This is a genomic window from Glutamicibacter endophyticus (genome assembly GCF_048457885.1).
Classification (GTDB): domain Bacteria; phylum Actinomycetota; class Actinomycetes; order Actinomycetales; family Micrococcaceae; genus Glutamicibacter; species Glutamicibacter endophyticus.
In genome coordinates, this window is sequence record NZ_CP174200.1 from 2,749,086 (window position 1) to 2,767,678 (window position 18,593).

The window sequence follows — 18,593 nt, forward strand, 5'->3', positions numbered from 1 at the left end:
ATCGTCGATGACCGACCAACTAGCCGAGCAGGCCGCCGTCACCCAGGCAGAGATCGCCGAGGGCCGACGGGCCTATGAGCTGGACCGTGAGCATGTCTTCCACTCGTGGGTGGCCCAAGGGCCGTTTTCACCGATGACGGTGCTCAAAACCGAGGGTTCCAAGGTGTGGGACGGGGAAGGTAAGGAATTTATCGACCTTTCCAGCCAGATGGTCAACACCAATATCGGCCACCAGCATCCGACGGTGATTACCGCCATTGCGGAGCAGGCCGCGCGTCTATGCACGATCGCTCCGGCGCATGTGAATACCGCCAGGTCTGAGGCCGCCCGGCTCATTGCCGAACGCACCCCGGGCGAGCTCAACAAGATCTTCTTCACCAATGGTGGAGCCGACGCAAATGAGCACGCGATCCGGATGGCACGCCTGCACACCGGGCGGCATAAGGTGCTCTCCGCCTATCGGTCCTACCACGGCGGAACCCACTTGGCCGTGAACGTCACCGGCGACCCACGGCGCTTTGCCTCGGATCATGCCAGCGACGGGATCGTGCACTTCCGACCGGCCTACCCGTACCGTTCGTACTTCCACTCCAGCAGCGAAGCCGAAGAAACTGAGCGCGCGCTGCAGCACTTGGAAGAAACCATTGTGCTCGAGGGTCCGCAGACTATTGCGGCGCTCATCCTGGAGTCCATTCCGGGCACCGCCGGTATCTACCTGCCACCGGCCGGCTACATGGAGGGCGTGCGCGAGCTGACCCGCAAGTACGGCATTGTGTACATCGCCGACGAGGTGATGTCGGGCTTTGGCCGGGCTGGCGAATGGTTCGCGGTCGATACCTGGGGTGTGGTTCCGGATCTACTCACCTTTGCCAAGGGAGTGAACTCCGGATACGTCCCCCTCGGCGGGGTGGCGATCTCCCCGGAGATCTTCGAAACCTTCCGGGAGCGTCCGTACCCGGGCGGACTGACCTATTCGGGTCACCCCTTGGCCTGTGCCGCCGCGGTCGCCACCATCAACGCGATGGAGGACGAGCAGCTGGTGTCCAACGCCAAGCGACTAGGCGAGGACATCATTGGTCCGACGCTGCGTGAGTTCGCCCAGCGTCACCCGTCCATTGGTGAGGTGCGCGGTCAGGGCGTGTTCTGGGCAATCGAACTAGTCAAAAACCGTCAGACGCGCGAACCCATGGCGGCGTACGGTGGTTCGTCCCCGGAAATGAACGAAATCATCGCCGCGGCTAAGGCCGAGGGACTATTGCCCTTCGCGAACTTCAACCGCATCCACGTAGTGCCGGCCATGAATATCGACGACGACCTGCTCATCAAGGCGCTCGGCCGTCTCGAGAAGGCACTAGATGTCGCCGACGGATTCGTCACCGCCTAAAGCGCTTCGGCGCACGCATACTGGCGTGGAACCCACCGCGGGTTCCACGCCAGTTCTGCTTTTTGGTCCCACCGTTGCCGTGCAGGGTCGCCCCTAATCCCGTTGCGTCCACCCGTCGGGAGGGATTGAGGTGGTGCACTATGACCTGCCAAGGAAAATTCCGCCCTGGCTAATGATGTGCGGCCCACTCGGTACTTCGCCGTTGCCAGATCATGCTCTACTCGTACCTGGTTCAGCTTCTTGCCAGCATGCCACCACCCCCATAGGATGAGACTAATTTTTCTACTGACCCGAATTTATTTGTTGAGGGGACACCAGCCTTGGATCAACAGCTCGACTTCAGTACGCCGTTGATCCTGTTCTGCGTGGCGCTGGTCTTGTTGCTTGTTGCAGCACCACTTCTGATACACGGGCTATTTCGTCGCCATCGTTTCCCGGCGTTGGCCCAAAAGTTTCAAACCTACGCAAATCGCGCCAATATCCGGGCCGAACTTATCGTGGGCGGATGCCTCATGGTCGGAGTCATCCTGTGTGCCGTGGGATCCGCCGTACTTTACGGTCAGGCCACCGAAGCTCTCGAGTACAACCTCGCGGTGAAGTACCCCATGGTCACTTTCGATCTGGGATATTGGAACGGAAGCTGGATGAATGCTCAGGCCACCCTGGCCGACGGCACGCAAATATCCAACGTCCAGATCGTGCTTGATGACTTCGGTGAGCCCTTCGCCACGGGCATCGACGAACTCATCTACGACGACCTACCCGAATAACGGACGTCCAGCAAAGCCACAAAGGTGCGCAGCCAAGCCTCTTGGCCCTATGCTGATCAGAGATTTTCGCAACGGAAAGGCCAAGAGAACTATGACCTCACCCGCTGGTGGAGACGCCCTCAAACCGCACCTGTTGTGGGGCGTCAAAAGCTCCTTCGTCGGCTACATTTCGTCCCTACCCGATGGGCGCATCGAAGCTCACGACGGCGTCTGGCAGCAAGGCCGCGCGCTGGCCTTCCCGCAGGACTATGTCACCGAGGTGCCCGAGGGTGAGTATTGGTTCCGGGGCAAGCTCAGCTTCGCTGGCCACGGCGGGATGATGAAACTCGACATCGCCAAGCCGCGGATCGTCCATGGACCGGCTGGATTGCAACTGAGCATCGATACAGATGACGCGCGCGTGGCGATCGCTGATCTTCAGCAAACCGACAGTGGTGAGGCCTTCGGCATGAAGCGCATCGGCTACACCGTGACGCTCACGGACGCCGGTTCCGCTCTCTTCAATGGCCAGTACCCGGCCGGTAGCGAGATGGACCCCATTAACATCACGCTGCTCAACCACTAGGTGCACTGCACGACGCGCACTTATCCCCCACACAGCTACGCCGCATAGGCTAACGGCGGCTCGCCCACGCGGGCTTCAACCACGGCAAAGACAGGAGTGGCCATGACCGGCATGTACGCGGCGCGTTACGCGCCACGCATGCTCATGGCCTTATTGCTGGTGGCACTTCCGGTATTGGCGGGCGTGCTGTGTGTGGGGATGACGCAACATTCGCCGGAGGCTTCGAGCCACCACTCGACGCAGTTGACCTCGGTGGACAGCGCAGACTGCACGGCCAATGACAGTTGCCCGGTACTCGATCGGGCGGCGGACGATGAATCACCGCTACAGGGCGCCGGCCCCACCCCTGCAGATCTACCGGCTAGAGACAGCATCCGGTTGCAGGTGGTCAGCGCGCAACCAGTCATTCCATCTCTCCACCCGCAGCGCACCCCGCGGGTGAGTGTGCAAGACCTTGGGATCAGCAGGACTTAGAGACGAATCACCGGAATCATTTCGGTCGCCACTTTCGTCCGCCCGGTGCCGTAGGGCCCCGGGATCCATGCTTGTCCTCCCCAAGGAATCTCACCATGCCACGTAAAGTTCTGCCCTTAACCGCCCTCGCGGTTCTTCTCTCTGCCACGCTTAGCGCCTGCGGCACTACCGATCCTGCTGCCCAGACCCCAGCCGAGTCCTCTTCCTCCCCCAGCACCTCCGCCTCTAGCTCCAGCGAACCCAGCTCAGCGGCGCGAGCCGAGACCTTCCCGCAAACCCACATCCACGGCATCAGCGTTCGCCCCGACCAAAGCCAAGTGCTCCTAGCCACCCACCATGGAGTATTCGACGTCACCGAAGGCCAGGTCACCCAGCTAGGACCAACCAACGACTACATGGGGTTCACCGAAGCGGGAACCGAGGGGACCTTCTATGCTTCAGGGCACCCGGGCGAGGGCTCCAATCTGCCCAACCCAATGGGCCTGCTACGTAGCGATGACAGCGGACGCACATGGACCACGCTCTCCCGCGAAGGTCAATCGGACTTCCACGCGCTCACCCTTAGCCAGGGTGGGCTCATCGGATTCGACGGGCAGCTGCTATTAAGTACCGACGGAAAGAAATGGGACAAGAGCCAAACTCAGTTCGCCCCGGCGGTCCTCGCGGGGCATCCCGAAGGCAAGGTCGTCTTGGGCACCACGGAGGCCGGAATCCAGCGCTCCGAAGACAACGGAAAAACCTGGCAGCTGGTGGAGTCCAGCCCCATCGTGCAATACGTTTCCTTCGCCACTCCCAAAGACGCGGCGGGCATAGCACCGGACGGGCGCGTCTACATCTCCGCCGACGCGGGCTTGACGTGGAAAGAAAGCGGCCGGGTGTCCGAACCGATGCAGCAAATGAACTACGCGTCGAACGCCGAGGGCGAGAATGTGCTGTGGGTTGCGACCGCGCGGGCGCTCATCAACTCGACCGACAACGGGGCAAACTTCAGCGACTACTTCGAGTTCTAACGAGCCCGTGCTCGCGTGTAGCGCAGCGCCAGCACAGCGATCCGGCCGGCAAGCGCGAGGAAGGTCAAACCCACCAGAATCACGCCGGGCTGGCTTGGAAATTCGGCCTGCGACGCCAACGACATCGCCAAGCAAAAGACGACAACGTAACCCAGAGTTACGGCCTTGCGATACATAAACACCTGTTTCACTCGTTGCTTTTTATTCACGCTAGCAGAAGTGCCCAGTGCGCGCGAGACAGCACAGCGCCGGGCGACGAAACCTCGTCGCCCGGCGCTGTCTCCGGCGGATTAGGCCTTGATGATCTGTGGCTGTGCCAGGGCCTTCAGTCCGTCAAGCCCGAATTCGAGTCCGTAACCCGACTGCTTGGCACCGCCGAAAGGCACCCGCGGGTCGATGGTGCCGTGTGAGTTCACCCAGACGGTACCGGCCTTGATCTGCGCGGCCACCTCGGTGGCCTTGGCCTTATCGCTACTCCACACCGAGGCGCCAAGCCCCACCGGCAGAGAGTTGGCTAGTTCAATGGCTTCCTCGACATCCTTGACCTTCACGATGGGAAGCGCCGGGCCGAACTGCTCCTCGACAACCAGTGGGTTCTGCGGGTCGATGTCGGCAATCAAGGTGGTTGGGTAGAAGTATCCGGCCGCCTCGGTATCTGGGTTGGCACCGAGCAGCACCCGGGCGCCGGAGGACACCGCATCCTGCACCAGGCCGGAGACGATCTCGTACTGCGCCTTGTTCTGCAGCGGGCCGAGCACATTGTTTTCATCGAGCCCCACGCCCATAGGCATGGCACCGGCCACCTCGGACAGCGCCTGGCAGACCTGATCGTAGATGGATTCGGGCACATACAGGCGCTTGAGTGCCGCGCAGGTCTGGCCGGTGTTGATAAACGCACCCCAGAACAGATCTTGGGCGATGGCCTGCGGATCGGCATCTTCCAGCACGATGCCCGGGTCGTTACCGCCCAGTTCTAGGGTCAGCCGCTTCACGGTGTCGGCCGAGGAGCGGATGATGGCCTTGCCGGTGGGAGTGGAACCGGTGAACATGATCTTGTCGATCTCCGGGTGGCCGGACAGCGATTCACCCACGTCACGGCCGCCGGGCACGATGTGCAGCACGTCGGCCGGTAGCACCTGGTTCAGCACATGCCCCAGCGCCAGTACCGACAGCGGGGTGTTCTCGCTGGGCTTGAGCACCACGGTGTTGCCCATGCGCAGGCTCGGGGCGATCTGCCAGATGGAGATCATCATCGGCCAGTTCCACGGGCCAATGGCTCCGACGACACCCAGCGGGCGGTAGTGCTTCACCGCGTAGGTTTCCCCGTCGTCCACGACCACCTCGGGTTCGACGTCATAGGCCGTGGCGGCACGTAGCCAAGCCACCGAGCCACCAACCTCAAAGCGGGCGTTCGGGCCATTGAGCGGTTTGCCCTGTTCGCGCGAAAGGAGCTCGGCCAGCGCCTCGGCGTTCTCCTCGATGGCATCGGCGGCCGCGTTCAGGAGCGCGCAACGCTCCTCATGTCCGCGTGCGTCCCAGGCCGGTTGCGCGGCCCGCGCCGCGGCCACGGCGTCGTTCAGCTCGTCCACCGTGCGATTGCGCACGGCGCCGACCGGTGCTCCGGTGGCCGGATCCAGCACCTGCTGGTCGGCTCCCGGTTCGGTGATAGCGGCCAGAAGTTCGGTGGCATTGGCGTAGCCCATGGTGTTCTCCCTAATGTCTCGGTACTTAGTGGTTGGTCGATTGGACGGTGTCATCCGCGGGCACGGCGTGGCGTTCGGTGCGCACCCACTGGGCAATGAGGAACGCGATCACCCCGGGCAGGATCACGATGCCCTGCAAGACCCACGGCAGCGCGCCGGGCTCCTCGAGCCCGATGAGCACATCGAAGTTCACGACGATCTGGATGAAGATGTAGCCGAGCATCAGTCCGGCGGCCAAGGGGGCGATGACCCGGGTGATCAGCGAGTCCACGGTGCGGCGCTTGGCGAAGTAGCCCAGGACGGCGAAGGAGGTCAGCGCCATCAGCAGCACCAGCCCGTAGGCACCGGCGTTGGTCATCCAGGTGAACATGGTCAGCACGATGAACAGCGGTTCCTTCCCGGTCGAGACGACCGCGAAGATGATAATGACCAGCAGCGCCAACACGGACTGCGTCATCGAACCGGCGATGGGCGAGTGGCTGCGCCGCGAGGTGCGTGCCAGGAAACTCGGGAGCGCCCCGCCGCGACCCATGGCGTAAAAGTAACGGGCCACCACATTGTGGAAAGCCAGCAACGCGGCAAACAGGCTCGTGATGAACATCAGGTTGGCCACGTCCACGAACCAGGTCGGGGCGAATTTACCGAGGAACACGAAGATCAGGTCGGGCCCGAATTCGCCGGCGGCGGCCACCACATTCGAGGAGCCCTCCCCCATGGCCACGGACCAGGCGGAGAAGGCGTAGAACACGGCGATAATGCTCACCGCGATGAGCGTGGCCCAGCGGGCGGTGCGCTTGGGATCCTTCACCTCTTCGTTGTAGATGGTGCCGGATTCAAAGCCCATGAAGGCCGCGATGCTAAAGGCGAGCACTGCACCGAGTCCCGGGGCGAAAAGTTCGGTCGGCGTGAAGCCGCTGGCATCCAGGCCCTCGGGTGCCTGGGCGATGGCAATGATGTCGTACACGGTGACGATCACGAATTCGAGGGCCACCACAATTCCGAGCAGCTTGGCGGAGAAATCCACTCGATTCAAGCCGAGCACCCCCACCACGAGCCAACCGGCCAAGGCACCGACCCACCACGGGATGTCCCAGCCCAAGAGGCTACCGGCGAAGGAGGCCGAAGCGAATCCGAAAAGCCCGTAGATGCCGATCTGCATCAGGTTGTAGCTGACGACGGCGACCATCGCGGCACCGACGCCGCTGGCCTTGCCCAGCCCCTCGGCGATGTAGGCGTAGAAGGCACCGGCGTTCGAAATCTGCCGGCTCATCGCGGTGTAGCCGAGGCTGAAGATCAGTAGCACCACACCGAGCACGACGAAGGATAGCGGCACCCCGAGCATGCCCGTGACGGCGAAGTTTGTGCTGACTCCTCCGGCGACCACCGTCAGTGGTGCGCTGGCGGCGATGATCATCACTACGAGCGCGGGAATCCCGATCGTGCGTTGGCCCAGTCCCATGCCTACTCCTTGACCTTTGATTCAGTATTGCCTCTAAGGATCTGTGAGGGGCACCTCGATTGCCTTGGCAATCTGCGCAGGGTCCTTGACGATCTGTGCATTGCGTTACGACACGGTCAGATGCTCACGTCGGTAGGCCGTGGGCGATATCCGGTGCGCGCGGGTAAAGGCCCGGCTGAAGCCCGAGGCGTCGGTGAAGCCCACCCGAGCGCCGATGGACTGCACCGGCACCGTGGCCAATAGCGGGTCGATCAACAATTCCGCGGCTCGTTGCATGCGCAGCGCGGCAATATGGGCCGCCACGGTGCGCGGCTGGTCGGCGAACAGTGCGTGCAGGGTGCGGACCGACATGAAATTCGCTTCGGCCACAAAGTGCGCGTTCAGCCGCGGATCCGCTAGGTGCCGCTCGATAAATTGCAGGATGCCGCGACGTTGACGTTCCCGGGCGCTACCCTGAACGGTGCTCCCCAGGATGGATGACATCGCGGTGCCCAGTAGGTCCACCGCATTATGTGCCAGTGCCGCACCGCCGTAGTTATCCCAGTGCGGCAAATGCTCCCCCAAATGACTCAGCAGGGGTGCGACGGTGCCGGTCAGCGGGTGTGCGGCATCGAGTTTGGTGGCGGTAATCTGCGCCACCTCGGCACGGGTGAGCCGGAAGTTATCCTGCGGGATCATCACGACCATCACCTTGGCCGGGGCGTCGAAGACCAGTGAGTAGGGGCGCTGGGTGTCGTAGATGGCCAGCTCACCAGGGGCCAGGGTGACTTCCCGGCCATCCTGGATCAACATCCCGTGCCCGGTGACCTGGAGCGAAACCTTGAAGTAGGCCCCGTCGCCGGCAGCGGCCAGCGCGTCGGTACGCAACACCGCATGTGGTTTGGACGCGATGCGCATCAAACCGATGTCGTCGAGCATATTCACCGCCAACGAGGCCGAGAAATGACCGGAGGCGACCTGTTCCGATTCCAAGGGCACGAAGGCCTGCGAAATGAGCCGCGACCACGCGGCAAAGGAATCCACCTGTTGAGTTTGATACATAAGTCCTCCGCGGCGCGCGGTAGTACAGCCCGATGAGGCGCGCCTCACAGATGAATGTACGGCAGATCGTCGCGGGCCGCTAGCCCCGCCGCTCGACCGCGAGCCGCTGCAGGGTCTGCACGATGAAGTCGAGTTGCTCTTGCAGGCTCGTGGCGGTATTGACCTGCGGGTCGAGCACCGCGGCGGACTGGGTCCCCATGAGGAAGTTCATCAGTCCATCTCGCGCGGCGCGCACCTGACCCTCGGGTAGTTCCTGGCCCAACCACCGATCGAGCCGGTGCCGCCAGTCATCCATGGAGCGGGCGTTGAGCTCACCAAAGGTGCGGTGTTGCAAGGCCATATGCCAGAAGTGCACCACCACGCGCGCCTCGTCGCGACGCCGCTCATCTAGGGGCATCACTTCACGGGCGAAGGCTCGCACCGCGGCGAATCCCTCGAGTCCCTGGGTCTCTTTTTCGATTCGTCGGTTGGTCGAGTCAAAGACGAACTGGAAGGTGGCCACCAAGATGTCATCCCGCGTGGCGAAGTAGGTTTTCAGCCCGCCGTTGGCATATCCCGCGGCGGCCGCCAGATCCCGCAGATTCAATTTGTCGTAGCCGTGTTGGGCTATGAAGCGCCACGTAATCTCGATAATCTCGCGGCGTTTTGAGTCGTGGTCGATAATCCGGGGCATGGCTCAATCCTAGGTGCGTGGGCCAGAAGTTTGTCACAACCTCTTGTCTTCGAGTCTACTCAGCGATTATTCTCTACAGTCAGAGAGAAACACGTGACCCACCCAACACCGCACACAGGAGTCTCCAATGACCGTCCAGACCGCCAACTACCAGCTGCTGTCCGCCGACGAGGTGCATCAGGCCCGCGAGCTACTGTCCGCCAACTCCCTCTTCGGGAGCGACACCCGCGTCGCCTACCTGGGACTCGAGGACCCCAGCGTGCAGCACCCGCAGCAACGCCGCGTGCGTGTGATGACGCTGGATGTGAAGCTGAACGAGCCCAAGGACATCGTGCTGAACCTGAGCGAGGGTAGCGTCGAGTCGGTCACCGAGCTCGACCCGGGCGCCACCGGGCAGCTGCCGGTACTCGCCGAAGACTTCGGAAGCGTCGAAGAAATCGTCAACGCCGACCCGCGCTGGGTCGAGGCCTTGGCCAAACGCGGACTGAACACCGAACAGGTGCGCGTGGCCCCGCTCTCCGCCGGCGTCTTCGAATATCCCGAGGAGGTCGGCCGCCGCATGCTGCGCGGCCTGGCTTTCCGCCAGGACCACCCCACCGACTCTGCCTGGGCCCACCCCATCGACGGGCTGGTGGTCTACGTGGACACCATCGCGAAGCAGGTCGACCAGATCCTGGATTTCGGTGTCGTCGACATCCCGGCCGAGCATGGCAACTACACCGACCCCTCGCTGACCGGAGAGCTGCGCACCAGCCAGAAGCCCATCGAGATCACCCAGCCCGAGGGCCCGAGCTTCAGCGTCAGCGACAGCAACCACGTCGAATGGGAAAAGTGGTCGCTGGATGTCGGCTTCGACATGCGCGAGGGCCTGGTGCTCTACAACATCGCCTTCGACGATAAGGACAAGGGCGCGCGCCGCACCATTTTGAACCGAGCCTCCATCGCCGAAATGCTCGTCCCCTACGGCGACCCGTCCCCGGTGCGCAGCTGGCAGAACTACTTCGACACCGGCGAGTACCTCATCGGCTCCTGCGCCAACTCCCTGGAACTCGGCTGCGACTGCCTGGGCGAAATCCACTACATCTCCCCGGTGATCGCCGACAACCAGGGCAACCCACGCACCATCCTCAACGGCATCTGCATGCACGAAGAGGACGCCTCGATCCTGGCCAAGCACTCCGACGACTGGTCCGGGGTCAAATACACGCGCCGCAACCGCCGCCTGGTGATCTCCTTCTTCACCACCGTGGGCAACTACGACTACGGCTTCTACTGGTACCTCTACCTCGATGGCACCATCGAATTCGAGGCCAAGGCCACCGGCATCGTCTTCACCTCGGCCATGCGCGACGAACGCTTCGCCTCCGAGCTGGCCCCCGGGCTCGGCGCCCCCTTCCACCAGCACATCTTCGGCGCGCGATTGGACTTCGCGCTGGACGACGGTCCCAGCCGCGTCATCGAAGAAGAAGCCGTGCGCCTGCCCTTCAGCGAGGAGAACCCGCGCGGCAACGCCTTCACCCGTAGCCACCGGGTGCTGGCCACCGAACAGGAAGCGGCCCGCGATACCCGAATGGAAGCCGGACGCAGCTGGATCGTGACCAACCCGCAGTCGACGAACCGATTGGGTCACCCGGTGGGCTACAAGCTGCTGCCGCAGGGTAACCCCACCATGTTGGCCGCCGAGGGTTCGAGCGTGAACAAGCGGGCCAGCTTCGCCACCAAGTCGCTCTGGGTGACCAAGCGCGACGCTGCGCAGCGTTACCCCACCGGCGACTTCGTCAACCAGAACCCGGGCGTGAGCGGCATGGCCGACTGGGTCAAGGCCAACCACAACGTGGACACCGAACAGATCAGCCTGTGGCACAGCTTCGCGCTTACCCACTTCCCGCGCACCGAAGATTGGCCGATCATGCCGGTAGACACCGTGGGCTTCACGTTGCGTCCCGAGGGGTTCTTCGACCGTTCCCCGGTGCTCGACGTCCCCGAGCCGGCCAAGCACGGTTGCTGCGCGAGCGACTCGAATGGCGACTCGGGCTGCTGCGCGGGCGAGAAGTAGCATGAGCGGCCTGACCACGCGGGTGATCGCCATGCTGTCCGCGCTGCTGGCGTTCGCCCACGTGGTCATGGCCATCGCTGGCCACCACGGCGCCTACTGGTCGGTGGCCCTCGTGGCCATGGCCGGGCTCTGCGGCAAATGCGCGCTGGAGACATGGCGCGGCGGGGCGCTAGGCGGCCTGATGCTGATGAGCGGGCTCATGGTTATCGTTCATGCCCTGCTGATCCTCGGTCTTCCATGGGTCCATCAGCATGGGGCCGGCCACTCCGGGCACGCCACGGCGAGCGCCTCCATGGCGTGGATGGCGGTGGCCGAATTCGCGGTGATGCTGCTCTGCGCGATGCACCTGCGGCGCACCCGAACCCAGGTCCGGGCACCGCGAGCCACGCTACGGCGACTAAACTCGGTGGCATGAGCCAGGCAGTTGAGGTACGCGGGGTGCAGATGGATGCGCAGACCCGCTGCGCGCACTATCACACCGCCCTCGATGTCATCGCCATCAAATTCATCTGCTGCGGCTACTACTACCCCTGCCATCTGTGCCATGCCGAGCTCGCGGATCACCCGGCCCAGCCGTGGCCGGTGGAGCGCCGCGCGGAACCGGTGGTGCTCTGCGGGGTGTGCCGCCACGAGCTGAGCGTTACCAGTTACTTGGCCAGCGAGCAGTGTCCGCACTGCGCCGCACGGTTCAATCCGGGCTGCAAACTCCACAGCGATCTCTACTTTGCGCCGGAACCGTCCAACCCCGGCCATTGACGGCCCACCCCCACCTCACGTATACATGATATGAATCACATTCATTCGAGGCTTGTTTGAGAAGAGGGATACCGTGGCTAGCGCCTGGAATCCTGCCCTCACCTGCCCTTGCTCCCCGACTCCCGGCAACGCTTGGAGCGCGGAAGCACCCTTACCCTGGGACCCTGGTCGTCGCGTCATGCCCACCCGTTAGGAGCATCGACCGACCCACCGAGGACCCATCATGGCACCACAGACCGAAACCACCTTTGACCGGCACGAGCGCCGCATCTCCCCCGCGGCCATCGACCACGCCTTAGCCGGCGCCAGCCACACCCCCTATTGGCTCGATAGCGACCGCCGCCCCGCCGCGGCCGGCGCGCTGAACACCGAGATACAGGCCGACCTGCTGATCGTCGGCGGCGGCTACACCGGGCTGTGGACCGCGCTGCAGGCGAAGGAACGCGACCCGGGGCGCAACGTCGTCCTGCTTGAGGCCCAACGCATCGGCTGGGCTGCCTCCGGACGCAACGGCGGCTTCTGCGAGGCCTCGCTGGTGCACGGCGAATCCAACGGCCAAGCCCACCTGCCCACCGAGAACGCCCGGCTGACCGAATTGGGCTTCGCCAACCTCGCCGAACTGATCGACACCATTAAGCGGTACTCGATGGACGTCGATCTCGTCGAGCAGGGCGTGCTCTCGGTGGCCACCGAGGCGCATCAGGTGGCGTGGCTCCGCGAAGAAGCCCAAGAGCATGCACAGGTTGACTTCCTGGATGCCGCGGCCACCCGGGCGATGATCGACTCACCGGACTTCTTGGCCGGCAGTTGGGACCGCACCGGCACCGTGCTGGTGCACCCGGCCAAGCTGGCCTGGGAACTGGCCCGCGTCTGCCGTGAGCTGGGGGTGCGCATCTTCGAGCACAGCCGCGCCGAGGATCTCACCGAGTCCTCCGGCCGGCTCCGCGTGGGCACCGCGGACGGCGCGGTGTATGCCGCCCGCGTCGCCCTAGCCACTAACGCCTTCCCCTCGCTGCTCGCCCGGCACCGGCTACACACCATCCCGGTCTACGACTACGCCCTGATGACCGAGCCGCTGACCGAACAACAGCGCGAGGCCATTGGCTGGGAGAAACTCACCGGCCTGGCGGATTTGAACAACCGCTTTCACTACGCCCGGCCCACCCTCGATGAGCAGGGAAACTTCCGGATCCTCTACGGCGGCTACGATGCGCTCTACCACTTCGGCGGGCGGGTGCGCTCGCGCTACGACACCAACCCCGCCACCTTCCGCAAACTCGCGGCACATTTCCTCGGCTCCTTCCCACAGCTGAGCGAGGTGCGGTTCTCCCACGCCTGGGGTGGAGCGATCGACACCTGCTCACGTTTCTTCGCCTTCTTCGACACCGCCTACGACGGACGGGTCGCCTACTGCGCCGGCTTCACCGGGCTCGGCGTGGGGGCCACCCGCTTCGGGGCCAAGGTCATGCTGGACCTGCTCTCCGGGGAACGCACCGAACTGACGCCATTGCAGATGGTCCGCGACAAACCCCTGCCCTTCCCACCCGAACCGGCCGCCTGGCTCGGGGTGAAACTCATGACCCATGAGCTGATCCGCGCCGACCGGAACCAGGGCCGCCGCTCGGCCTTCCTCAAGGCCATGGACGCCCTCGGCATGGGATTCGATTCCTGATGCGCCCGGCCGCCACCGCGCACAACGCGCTAGACCTGCCGCTGACCCACCACCCGGTGGAACCGGCCCAATGCCTCGGCGAGGAACCGACCACCACCGCGCTCTACGAACTACCCGACGCTCCGGCAGGCGCCGTCGGACTCTGGGAAATGTCCGTCGGAGCCATGCAGGATGTGGAGGAGGACGAATACTTCCTGGTCATCGTCGGCACCGCCACGTTGAAGGTGCTGGCATCGCACGGCTTCGCGGCCCAGGAACTCGAGCTGGTCCCCGGAAGCCTGATCCGCCTGCACGCCGGGATGCGCACCCACTGGCAGGTCCACACCACCCTGCGCAAACTCTATCTTTCCCGCTAACCACCCACCCAAGGAGCTTTCATGGCCAGCACCGACTTCCCGCACGGACACCAGTACTTCGCCGGGGCCTATCACCGGGGCAACGGTGAGCCGATCACCCGCATCAACCCGGCCACCGGCGAACCACTGCTTGAGATCGACACCGCCAGCCCAGAACAGGTCGACGCCGCGGTCAACGCCGCCGCCACCGCCTTCGGTCCGTGGAGCAAACTGACCCCGGCCGAACGCTCCGGCCACCTGCTCCGCCTGGCCGACGAACTCGAGGCCCGCGCCGGGCAGCTCGCCGCACTGGAAACCGCCCAGACCGGCAAGAGCATCCGGATGTCCACCGAGTTCGACATTCCCGGCACCATCGATAACGTCCGCTTCTTCGCCGGTGCCGCGCGCAATCTCCAGGGCCTGGCCGCCGGCGACTATCTGGGCAATTCCACCTCGATGATCCGCCGCGAACCCATCGGCGTCATCGGCTCCATCGCCCCCTGGAACTATCCGCTGCAGATGGCCGCCTGGAAAATTCTGCCGGCCATCGCCGCGGGCAACACCATCGTGCTCAAACCCAGCGAAATGACCCCGGGCACCTCATTGCTCTTCGCCGAGGCCGCCCACGCCGCCGGGCTCCCGGACGGGGTGATCAATATCGTGGTCGGCACCGGACCGGTGGTGGGCGAGGCTCTCATCCGCCACGAACTGGTGCGCATGACCTCCTTCACCGGGTCCACCGCGGTAGGCCGGCACATTATGGCGCTGGCCGCCGAAAGCGGCACCCGGGTGCACCTGGAATTAGGCGGCAAGGCCCCCTTCGTGGTGTTCGCCGACGCCGACCTGAACGCCGCCGCCCACGGTGCGGTGGCGGCCTGCACCATTAATGGCGGTCAGGACTGCACCGCCGCAACCCGCGCCTATGTGCACCGCTCACGCTTCGATGAGTTCGTCGCCCGGGTCGCCGAGCTGATGGAGGCCATGGTCGTCGGCGACCCCACCGACCCGGGAACCGACATGGGAGCGCTGATCAGCCAGGCGCACCTGGACAAGGTGGATTCCATGGTTCAGGCCGCCGTGCGCGACGGGGCCCAGGTGGTCGCCGGCGGACGCCGCGAAGCGCGCCCGGGTAACTTCTACCGCCCCACCCTGATCACCGCGGCGGCACAAGACTCGGCCATCGTGCAGGACGAGGTCTTCGGCCCGGTGCTGACCGTGCTGCCCTTCGACGAGGTCGACCAGGCCCTGGAACTGGCCAATAACACCCCCTACGGGCTGGCGGCCAGCGCCTGGACCAAGGACCTGAATTTGGCCCTGCGAGCCTCCGCCGAAATTCAGGCCGGGTGCGTCTGGATCAACGAGCACATTCCGATCATTTCGGATATGCCGCACGGCGGGTACAAGGCCTCGGGCATGGGCAAGGATATGAGCCAGTACTCCTTCGACGAGTACACCAACATCAAGCACGTGCTCATCTCGCACGATACGGCCGCGCACCGCGACTGGCAGGATACTGTGTTCCGGGCGCGTTAGTGACCGAGGCTCAGTTGGACGCCGCCGGCTTCGGCCCGAAGCCGCGCAGTGCCGCCGATGGGCAGGGTGAACATCGGGCTGGTGTGCCCGAAGTCGAGGTTCGCAACCACCGGAAGCTGCGCCAGTTGCGGGTGCTTGGCCACCACCGCTTCGAGCAGCGCCCGGTCGATGCCACTTGCCCGTTGGAACCGTCCGATCGCAATCCCAGCCAACCGTTGCCCGGCCGCGCTGTGAAGCAGTGCGGCGAACTGACGGGCGAATTCGTGCACATCTCCGGCGGCGTCATCTTCGATAAACAGCACCGCCCCGTCGAGCCGCGGCATCCATTCGGTACCCTGCAAGAGGTTCAGCGTGCACAGGTTCCCGCCGATCACGCGTCCCTGCGCGGCACCCTCGTGTAGCACCCAGGGTCCGTCGGTAGCATGCACGGTGCGTGCGTCTTGGTCCATGAACCATGGGTCGTCGGTGTATTCACTGGAGTGCTCGATCTGCCAGTCGTGCCCAAAGAGTGCGTCGTGGAACCACTGGCCGGTGGGTTCGAAGTGATCGCGCATCCCGAAGCTGGACCAGTGCGCCCCCACATAGGTCACCAGCCCGGTCTTGGCGTGCATGGCGTTGGCTAGCACCGTGATATCGGAGTAGCCGCAGAAGACCTTCGGGTGCTCGGCGATGAGGTCGAAGTCCAGGTAGGGCAGCAACTCATTGGCGTTGTACCCACCGATGACGCTGAGCACCCCGTTGACCGTCTCGTCGGTGAACGCAGCGTGCAGATCCGCCACGCGGTGCGCGATGCTGCTGGAATCGAATTCGTCGCGCTCATCCACATGCGCACCGAAGCTCTGCTGCAGACCCAGGGCGGTGAAACGCTCGTCGATCCACCGCGTATTGTCGTACTCCATCACGAAACTTCGCGAGCACGAAGGCGCGATCACGCGCACGGTGTCACCGGCTCGCAGCCGCGGGGCAATAATCTTCTGCGTCATTGTTTAGAGCCTTTCGAGTAGTTCGTGTAGCAGCTCGGTGCTCCGCCCCTTCTCGGTGCTGGCGAAGAAGTAGCTGGCGAGTTCGGCCTGCTGCGCGCTCACTCCGGCCTCGGCCAGCGTCCGCACGGTGGCGGCCACCGGCGCCTGAGCGGAAAGTAGCTGTTGCGCGGGCAGGCGACGACGCAACTGGCAGTCACGCTCCCCGACGAGCAGCAATGGAATATTCAACGCCAACGCGTCGTAGGCCATTGCGGAAATATCGCAGATCGCCACATCGGCGTCGTTGAGCAGGACCCCGGGGTCGCTCCGCTCGTCGAGCACGTCGGCGAACTCCTTACGCAGCTGGGTAATTTCGCGCCGCACCGCGCCGCTGACATCCCCGGTTTTCGGATGCGGACGGAAAATCAGTTCGATGCCCGCCACGCCGCGCAGTTCCTCGAGGATCGCCCGTCCGTGAGTCGGGATCGACGAGTAGGCCATGGCCTGTGAGTCGCCCTCCCAGGTGGGGGCGTAGAGCACCCGCAGTTTCGACCCGCGGGCGGGGCGTGCGGGCAAGGCATCGAGCTGCGGGCGGCCGATGGCCACCGCATGCGAGAGCTCGAAGCGCGGGATGTTCTGCGCAATGCGTTCGATGGCCGCGGTACCGGCCACCGCGGCCACGTCATAGGCTTTGAGCTGGTTGGAGACCATCGAGGCCTTTTCGCTTTCCCCGTGGTTCAGGTGCACGTGCGCCGAGCCCGTCCAGCGCAGCATGGTGAAGTTCGCCTGCGCATTATTCACGTAGCAGATCACGCGGGTACCGTCCTGCTCCAGGCGCTGCTCGATGCTCTGCATGGAACGCGAAAAATAGACCGGCAAGCTCGAGCGGGCCATCGCCTCACGGGCGCTGAGTGCATCCTTGAGAATCAGTCCCACGCGCACACCGCGTTCGGCGAGCCGCTCGAACACCGGCAACCACACGCCCAGCTGGTAGAACTGGCCGACCGGTTCGGCGAAGAAGATCACTACCTCGGCCCCGCGAGCATCGCGGCCGGAAACTTCGATCGCCGAACGCACGCGGCGTTCGGCGATCAGGGAACGCGCACGGCTAAGCGTGCGACGCAGTACGACGTCGACTCCTGGCATGGGCACCAGTCTACGTCGAGGCCAAGGCTATCCGGCGGCTTCGACGAGTTTGTCGATGTTCGAGCCCATCCACGTCAGGTAGCTGGAATCGTCGGTGATGGTCTCGGTCAGCTCCACCACCGGCACCTTGGTCGCCTCGGCCGCGGCGCGCAGCTTCTTGGTTTCCGGCCCCTCGGTTTGCACGTTGTAGGCCAGTACCGCGATCTTGCCCGAGGCCAGATCCTCTTCGGCCTGCTTGAGCGCGAGCGGCGAAATGTCCTCGCCCTCTTCGACGGCTTCGCTCAGGCCCTCGACGGTGGCATCGTGCATACCCGCGGCGGTGAGCAGGTGGTAGGGCACCGGCTCGGTCATCGCGAAGTCTTTACCCTTCAGCCCGCTCTCGGTCAGCTTCTGCTTCAGCGCTTCGAGTTCCTTGCCGAAGGCCTGTGCGTTCTGCTCGTAGCTTTGCGCATTCGCGGCGTCCTCGGCGGAGAACTTCTCGGCCAGCTTCTGCCCGAGTAGCTCCATGCTCTCTAGGTCATACCAGACATGCTCGTTGTACCCGGCGTGGGCATGGCCCTCGTGGCCCTTGTCCTCGGCATGCTCTTCGTCGGCGTGCGCGGCATGCTCCTCGGCACTCTCACCCTCGTGGCCAGACTCCTCGGCATGCTCATCTTCGACGGCGACCGGCGAACCGTCGACCGCGTGAATCAGCTCTAACTGGTCATGGTTCGGCAACGACTCGACCAGCGAATCAACGAATTGGTCATATCCGCCACCGTTGGCCAGCACAATGTCGGCCTTGGAGATGGCCAGCTTGTCCTGCGCGGTGGGTTCGTAAGAGTGCGGATCCTGGGCGGCCGAGGAGATGATCTCGTTGACCTCGACGTGCTCACCACCGATCTGACGGGCAATGTCGCCATAGACGTTGGTGGTGGCAACGACGGTCAGAGCTTGCTCCCCGGCGGCGGCCTCCGGCGTTTTACTACCGCACCCGGTCAATGCCACGGCCACCAATGGCGCTACGGCCACCGCAATTGCCAATCCCCGACGCTTCATCGACGCGTCCCACCTT

The 18,593-nt window shown here is 64.1% G+C and carries 19 protein-coding genes; 11 read left to right on the top strand and 8 right to left on the bottom strand.

All coding sequences use genetic code 11. From position 1 onward, the window contains the following. Nucleotides 1-7 precede the first annotated feature (7 nt). From ACJD00_RS12800 to ACJD00_RS12820, 5 genes are all read left to right on the top strand, one after another. A complete protein-coding gene (locus ACJD00_RS12800; protein ID WP_418907315.1) occupies nucleotides 8-1,384 on the top strand; it encodes an aspartate aminotransferase family protein in 1,377 nt (458 codons plus the stop codon). 320 nt (nucleotides 1,385-1,704) lie between these two features. Next, on the top strand, nucleotides 1,705-2,154 hold the full coding sequence (locus ACJD00_RS12805) for a hypothetical protein (protein WP_418907316.1): 450 nt from the start codon (nucleotides 1,705-1,707) through the stop codon (nucleotides 2,152-2,154). A gap of 91 nt (nucleotides 2,155-2,245) precedes the next feature. After that, nucleotides 2,246-2,719, top strand: coding sequence for an HtaA domain-containing protein (locus ACJD00_RS12810; RefSeq protein ID WP_309405726.1), 474 nt, complete (start codon nucleotides 2,246-2,248; stop codon nucleotides 2,717-2,719). A gap of 102 nt (nucleotides 2,720-2,821) precedes the next feature. Beyond that, nucleotides 2,822-3,193 (top strand): hypothetical protein, encoded by a 372-nt coding sequence (locus ACJD00_RS12815; protein WP_418907317.1) that lies wholly within the window; start codon nucleotides 2,822-2,824, stop codon nucleotides 3,191-3,193. 95 nt (nucleotides 3,194-3,288) lie between these two features. Then, nucleotides 3,289-4,203, top strand: a complete 915-nt coding sequence (locus tag ACJD00_RS12820; protein ID WP_418907318.1) for a F510_1955 family glycosylhydrolase — start codon at nucleotides 3,289-3,291, stop codon at nucleotides 4,201-4,203. On the opposite strand, the gene ACJD00_RS12825 is transcribed toward ACJD00_RS12820, so the two are convergent. The 5 genes from ACJD00_RS12825 to ACJD00_RS12845 form a co-directional block, all read right to left on the bottom strand. Then, nucleotides 4,200-4,394 (bottom strand): hypothetical protein, encoded by a 195-nt coding sequence (locus ACJD00_RS12825; RefSeq protein ID WP_418907319.1) that lies wholly within the window; start codon nucleotides 4,392-4,394, stop codon nucleotides 4,200-4,202. The two genes, ACJD00_RS12820 and ACJD00_RS12825, sit on opposite strands and share 4 nt — an antisense overlap. Nucleotides 4,395-4,493: 99 nt before the next feature. After that, nucleotides 4,494-5,906, bottom strand: coding sequence for an aldehyde dehydrogenase family protein (locus ACJD00_RS12830; protein WP_418907320.1), 1,413 nt, complete (start codon nucleotides 5,904-5,906; stop codon nucleotides 4,494-4,496). A gap of 25 nt (nucleotides 5,907-5,931) precedes the next feature. Then, nucleotides 5,932-7,365 carry an APC family permease gene (locus tag ACJD00_RS12835; protein WP_418907321.1) on the bottom strand — a complete coding sequence of 478 codons (1,434 nt, stop codon included), beginning with the start codon at nucleotides 7,363-7,365 and terminating at the stop codon, nucleotides 5,932-5,934. A gap of 105 nt (nucleotides 7,366-7,470) precedes the next feature. Beyond that, nucleotides 7,471-8,406: a helix-turn-helix domain-containing protein gene (locus ACJD00_RS12840; protein ID WP_418907322.1), complete on the bottom strand. Its 936-nt coding sequence runs from the start codon at nucleotides 8,404-8,406 to the stop codon at nucleotides 7,471-7,473. A 79-nt stretch (nucleotides 8,407-8,485) separates the two neighbouring features. After that, nucleotides 8,486-9,079, bottom strand: coding sequence for a TetR/AcrR family transcriptional regulator (locus ACJD00_RS12845; RefSeq protein WP_418907323.1), 594 nt, complete (start codon nucleotides 9,077-9,079; stop codon nucleotides 8,486-8,488). A 127-nt stretch (nucleotides 9,080-9,206) separates the two neighbouring features. Between ACJD00_RS12845 and ACJD00_RS12850 the strand changes: the two genes are divergently transcribed. The 6 genes from ACJD00_RS12850 to ACJD00_RS12875 all read left to right on the top strand — a co-directional run bounded on the left by ACJD00_RS12850 (nucleotide 9,207) and on the right by ACJD00_RS12875 (nucleotide 15,431). Further along, nucleotides 9,207-11,135 (top strand): primary-amine oxidase, encoded by a 1,929-nt coding sequence (locus ACJD00_RS12850; protein ID WP_418907324.1) that lies wholly within the window; start codon nucleotides 9,207-9,209, stop codon nucleotides 11,133-11,135. Nucleotide 11,136: 1 nt separating this feature from the next. Beyond that, nucleotides 11,137-11,550: a hypothetical protein gene (locus tag ACJD00_RS12855; RefSeq protein ID WP_418907325.1), complete on the top strand. Its 414-nt coding sequence runs from the start codon at nucleotides 11,137-11,139 to the stop codon at nucleotides 11,548-11,550. Further along, the gene (locus tag ACJD00_RS12860) at nucleotides 11,547-11,891 is read left to right on the top strand and encodes a CHY zinc finger protein (RefSeq protein ID WP_418907326.1); all 345 of its coding nucleotides are present in this window, start codon (nucleotides 11,547-11,549) and stop codon (nucleotides 11,889-11,891) included. The genes ACJD00_RS12855 and ACJD00_RS12860 overlap by 4 nt, the downstream gene beginning before the upstream one ends. A 223-nt stretch (nucleotides 11,892-12,114) precedes the next feature. Beyond that, entirely contained in the window at nucleotides 12,115-13,563 is a 1,449-nt protein-coding gene (locus ACJD00_RS12865; protein ID WP_418907327.1) for an NAD(P)/FAD-dependent oxidoreductase, read from the top strand. Next, on the top strand, nucleotides 13,563-13,919 hold the full coding sequence (locus tag ACJD00_RS12870) for a cupin domain-containing protein (RefSeq protein WP_418907328.1): 357 nt from the start codon (nucleotides 13,563-13,565) through the stop codon (nucleotides 13,917-13,919). The genes ACJD00_RS12865 and ACJD00_RS12870 overlap by 1 nt, the downstream gene beginning before the upstream one ends. Before the next feature lie 21 nt (nucleotides 13,920-13,940). Next, entirely contained in the window at nucleotides 13,941-15,431 is a 1,491-nt protein-coding gene (locus tag ACJD00_RS12875; RefSeq protein ID WP_418907329.1) for a gamma-aminobutyraldehyde dehydrogenase, read from the top strand. Here the strand turns inward: ACJD00_RS12875 and ACJD00_RS12880 are convergent. From ACJD00_RS12880 to ACJD00_RS12890, 3 genes are read right to left on the bottom strand one after another with little or no spacing between them, the layout of a single operon-like run. After that, nucleotides 15,428-16,414, bottom strand: a complete 987-nt coding sequence (locus ACJD00_RS12880) for a S66 peptidase family protein (RefSeq protein WP_418907330.1) — start codon at nucleotides 16,412-16,414, stop codon at nucleotides 15,428-15,430. The genes ACJD00_RS12875 and ACJD00_RS12880 overlap by 4 nt on opposite strands. Before the next feature lie 3 nt (nucleotides 16,415-16,417). Next, on the bottom strand, nucleotides 16,418-17,539 hold the full coding sequence (locus ACJD00_RS12885; protein WP_418907331.1) for a CDP-glycerol glycerophosphotransferase family protein: 1,122 nt from the start codon (nucleotides 17,537-17,539) through the stop codon (nucleotides 16,418-16,420). Nucleotides 17,540-17,566: 27 nt separating this feature from the next. Continuing rightward, entirely contained in the window at nucleotides 17,567-18,577 is a 1,011-nt protein-coding gene (locus tag ACJD00_RS12890) for a metal ABC transporter solute-binding protein, Zn/Mn family (RefSeq protein WP_418907332.1), read from the bottom strand. Between the last annotated feature and the right edge of the window lie 16 nt (nucleotides 18,578-18,593).

What these genes read in the sequence shown, in the direction of transcription:
- ACJD00_RS12800 (WP_418907315.1), top strand. Translation starts at nt 8, where the DNA reads ATGACCGACCAACTAGCCGAGCAGGCCGCCGTCACCCAGGCAGAGATC.
- ACJD00_RS12810 (WP_309405726.1), top strand. Translation starts at nt 2,246, where the DNA reads ATGACCTCACCCGCTGGTGGAGACGCCCTCAAACCGCACCTGTTGTGG.
- ACJD00_RS12815 (WP_418907317.1), top strand. Translation starts at nt 2,822, where the DNA reads ATGACCGGCATGTACGCGGCGCGTTACGCGCCACGCATGCTCATGGCC.
- ACJD00_RS12820 (WP_418907318.1), top strand. Translation starts at nt 3,289, where the DNA reads ATGCCACGTAAAGTTCTGCCCTTAACCGCCCTCGCGGTTCTTCTCTCT.
- ACJD00_RS12830 (WP_418907320.1), bottom strand. Translation starts at nt 5,906, where the DNA reads ATGGGCTACGCCAATGCCACCGAACTTCTGGCCGCTATCACCGAACCG.
- ACJD00_RS12835 (WP_418907321.1), bottom strand. Translation starts at nt 7,365, where the DNA reads ATGGGACTGGGCCAACGCACGATCGGGATTCCCGCGCTCGTAGTGATG.
- ACJD00_RS12840 (WP_418907322.1), bottom strand. Translation starts at nt 8,406, where the DNA reads ATGTATCAAACTCAACAGGTGGATTCCTTTGCCGCGTGGTCGCGGCTC.
- ACJD00_RS12845 (WP_418907323.1), bottom strand. Translation starts at nt 9,079, where the DNA reads ATGCCCCGGATTATCGACCACGACTCAAAACGCCGCGAGATTATCGAG.
- ACJD00_RS12850 (WP_418907324.1), top strand. Translation starts at nt 9,207, where the DNA reads ATGACCGTCCAGACCGCCAACTACCAGCTGCTGTCCGCCGACGAGGTG.
- ACJD00_RS12855 (WP_418907325.1), top strand. Translation starts at nt 11,137, where the DNA reads ATGAGCGGCCTGACCACGCGGGTGATCGCCATGCTGTCCGCGCTGCTG.
- ACJD00_RS12860 (WP_418907326.1), top strand. Translation starts at nt 11,547, where the DNA reads ATGAGCCAGGCAGTTGAGGTACGCGGGGTGCAGATGGATGCGCAGACC.
- ACJD00_RS12865 (WP_418907327.1), top strand. Translation starts at nt 12,115, where the DNA reads ATGGCACCACAGACCGAAACCACCTTTGACCGGCACGAGCGCCGCATC.
- ACJD00_RS12870 (WP_418907328.1), top strand. Translation starts at nt 13,563, where the DNA reads ATGCGCCCGGCCGCCACCGCGCACAACGCGCTAGACCTGCCGCTGACC.
- ACJD00_RS12875 (WP_418907329.1), top strand. Translation starts at nt 13,941, where the DNA reads ATGGCCAGCACCGACTTCCCGCACGGACACCAGTACTTCGCCGGGGCC.
- ACJD00_RS12880 (WP_418907330.1), bottom strand. Translation starts at nt 16,414, where the DNA reads ATGACGCAGAAGATTATTGCCCCGCGGCTGCGAGCCGGTGACACCGTG.
- ACJD00_RS12885 (WP_418907331.1), bottom strand. Translation starts at nt 17,539, where the DNA reads ATGCCAGGAGTCGACGTCGTACTGCGTCGCACGCTTAGCCGTGCGCGT.
- ACJD00_RS12890 (WP_418907332.1), bottom strand. Translation starts at nt 18,577, where the DNA reads ATGAAGCGTCGGGGATTGGCAATTGCGGTGGCCGTAGCGCCATTGGTG.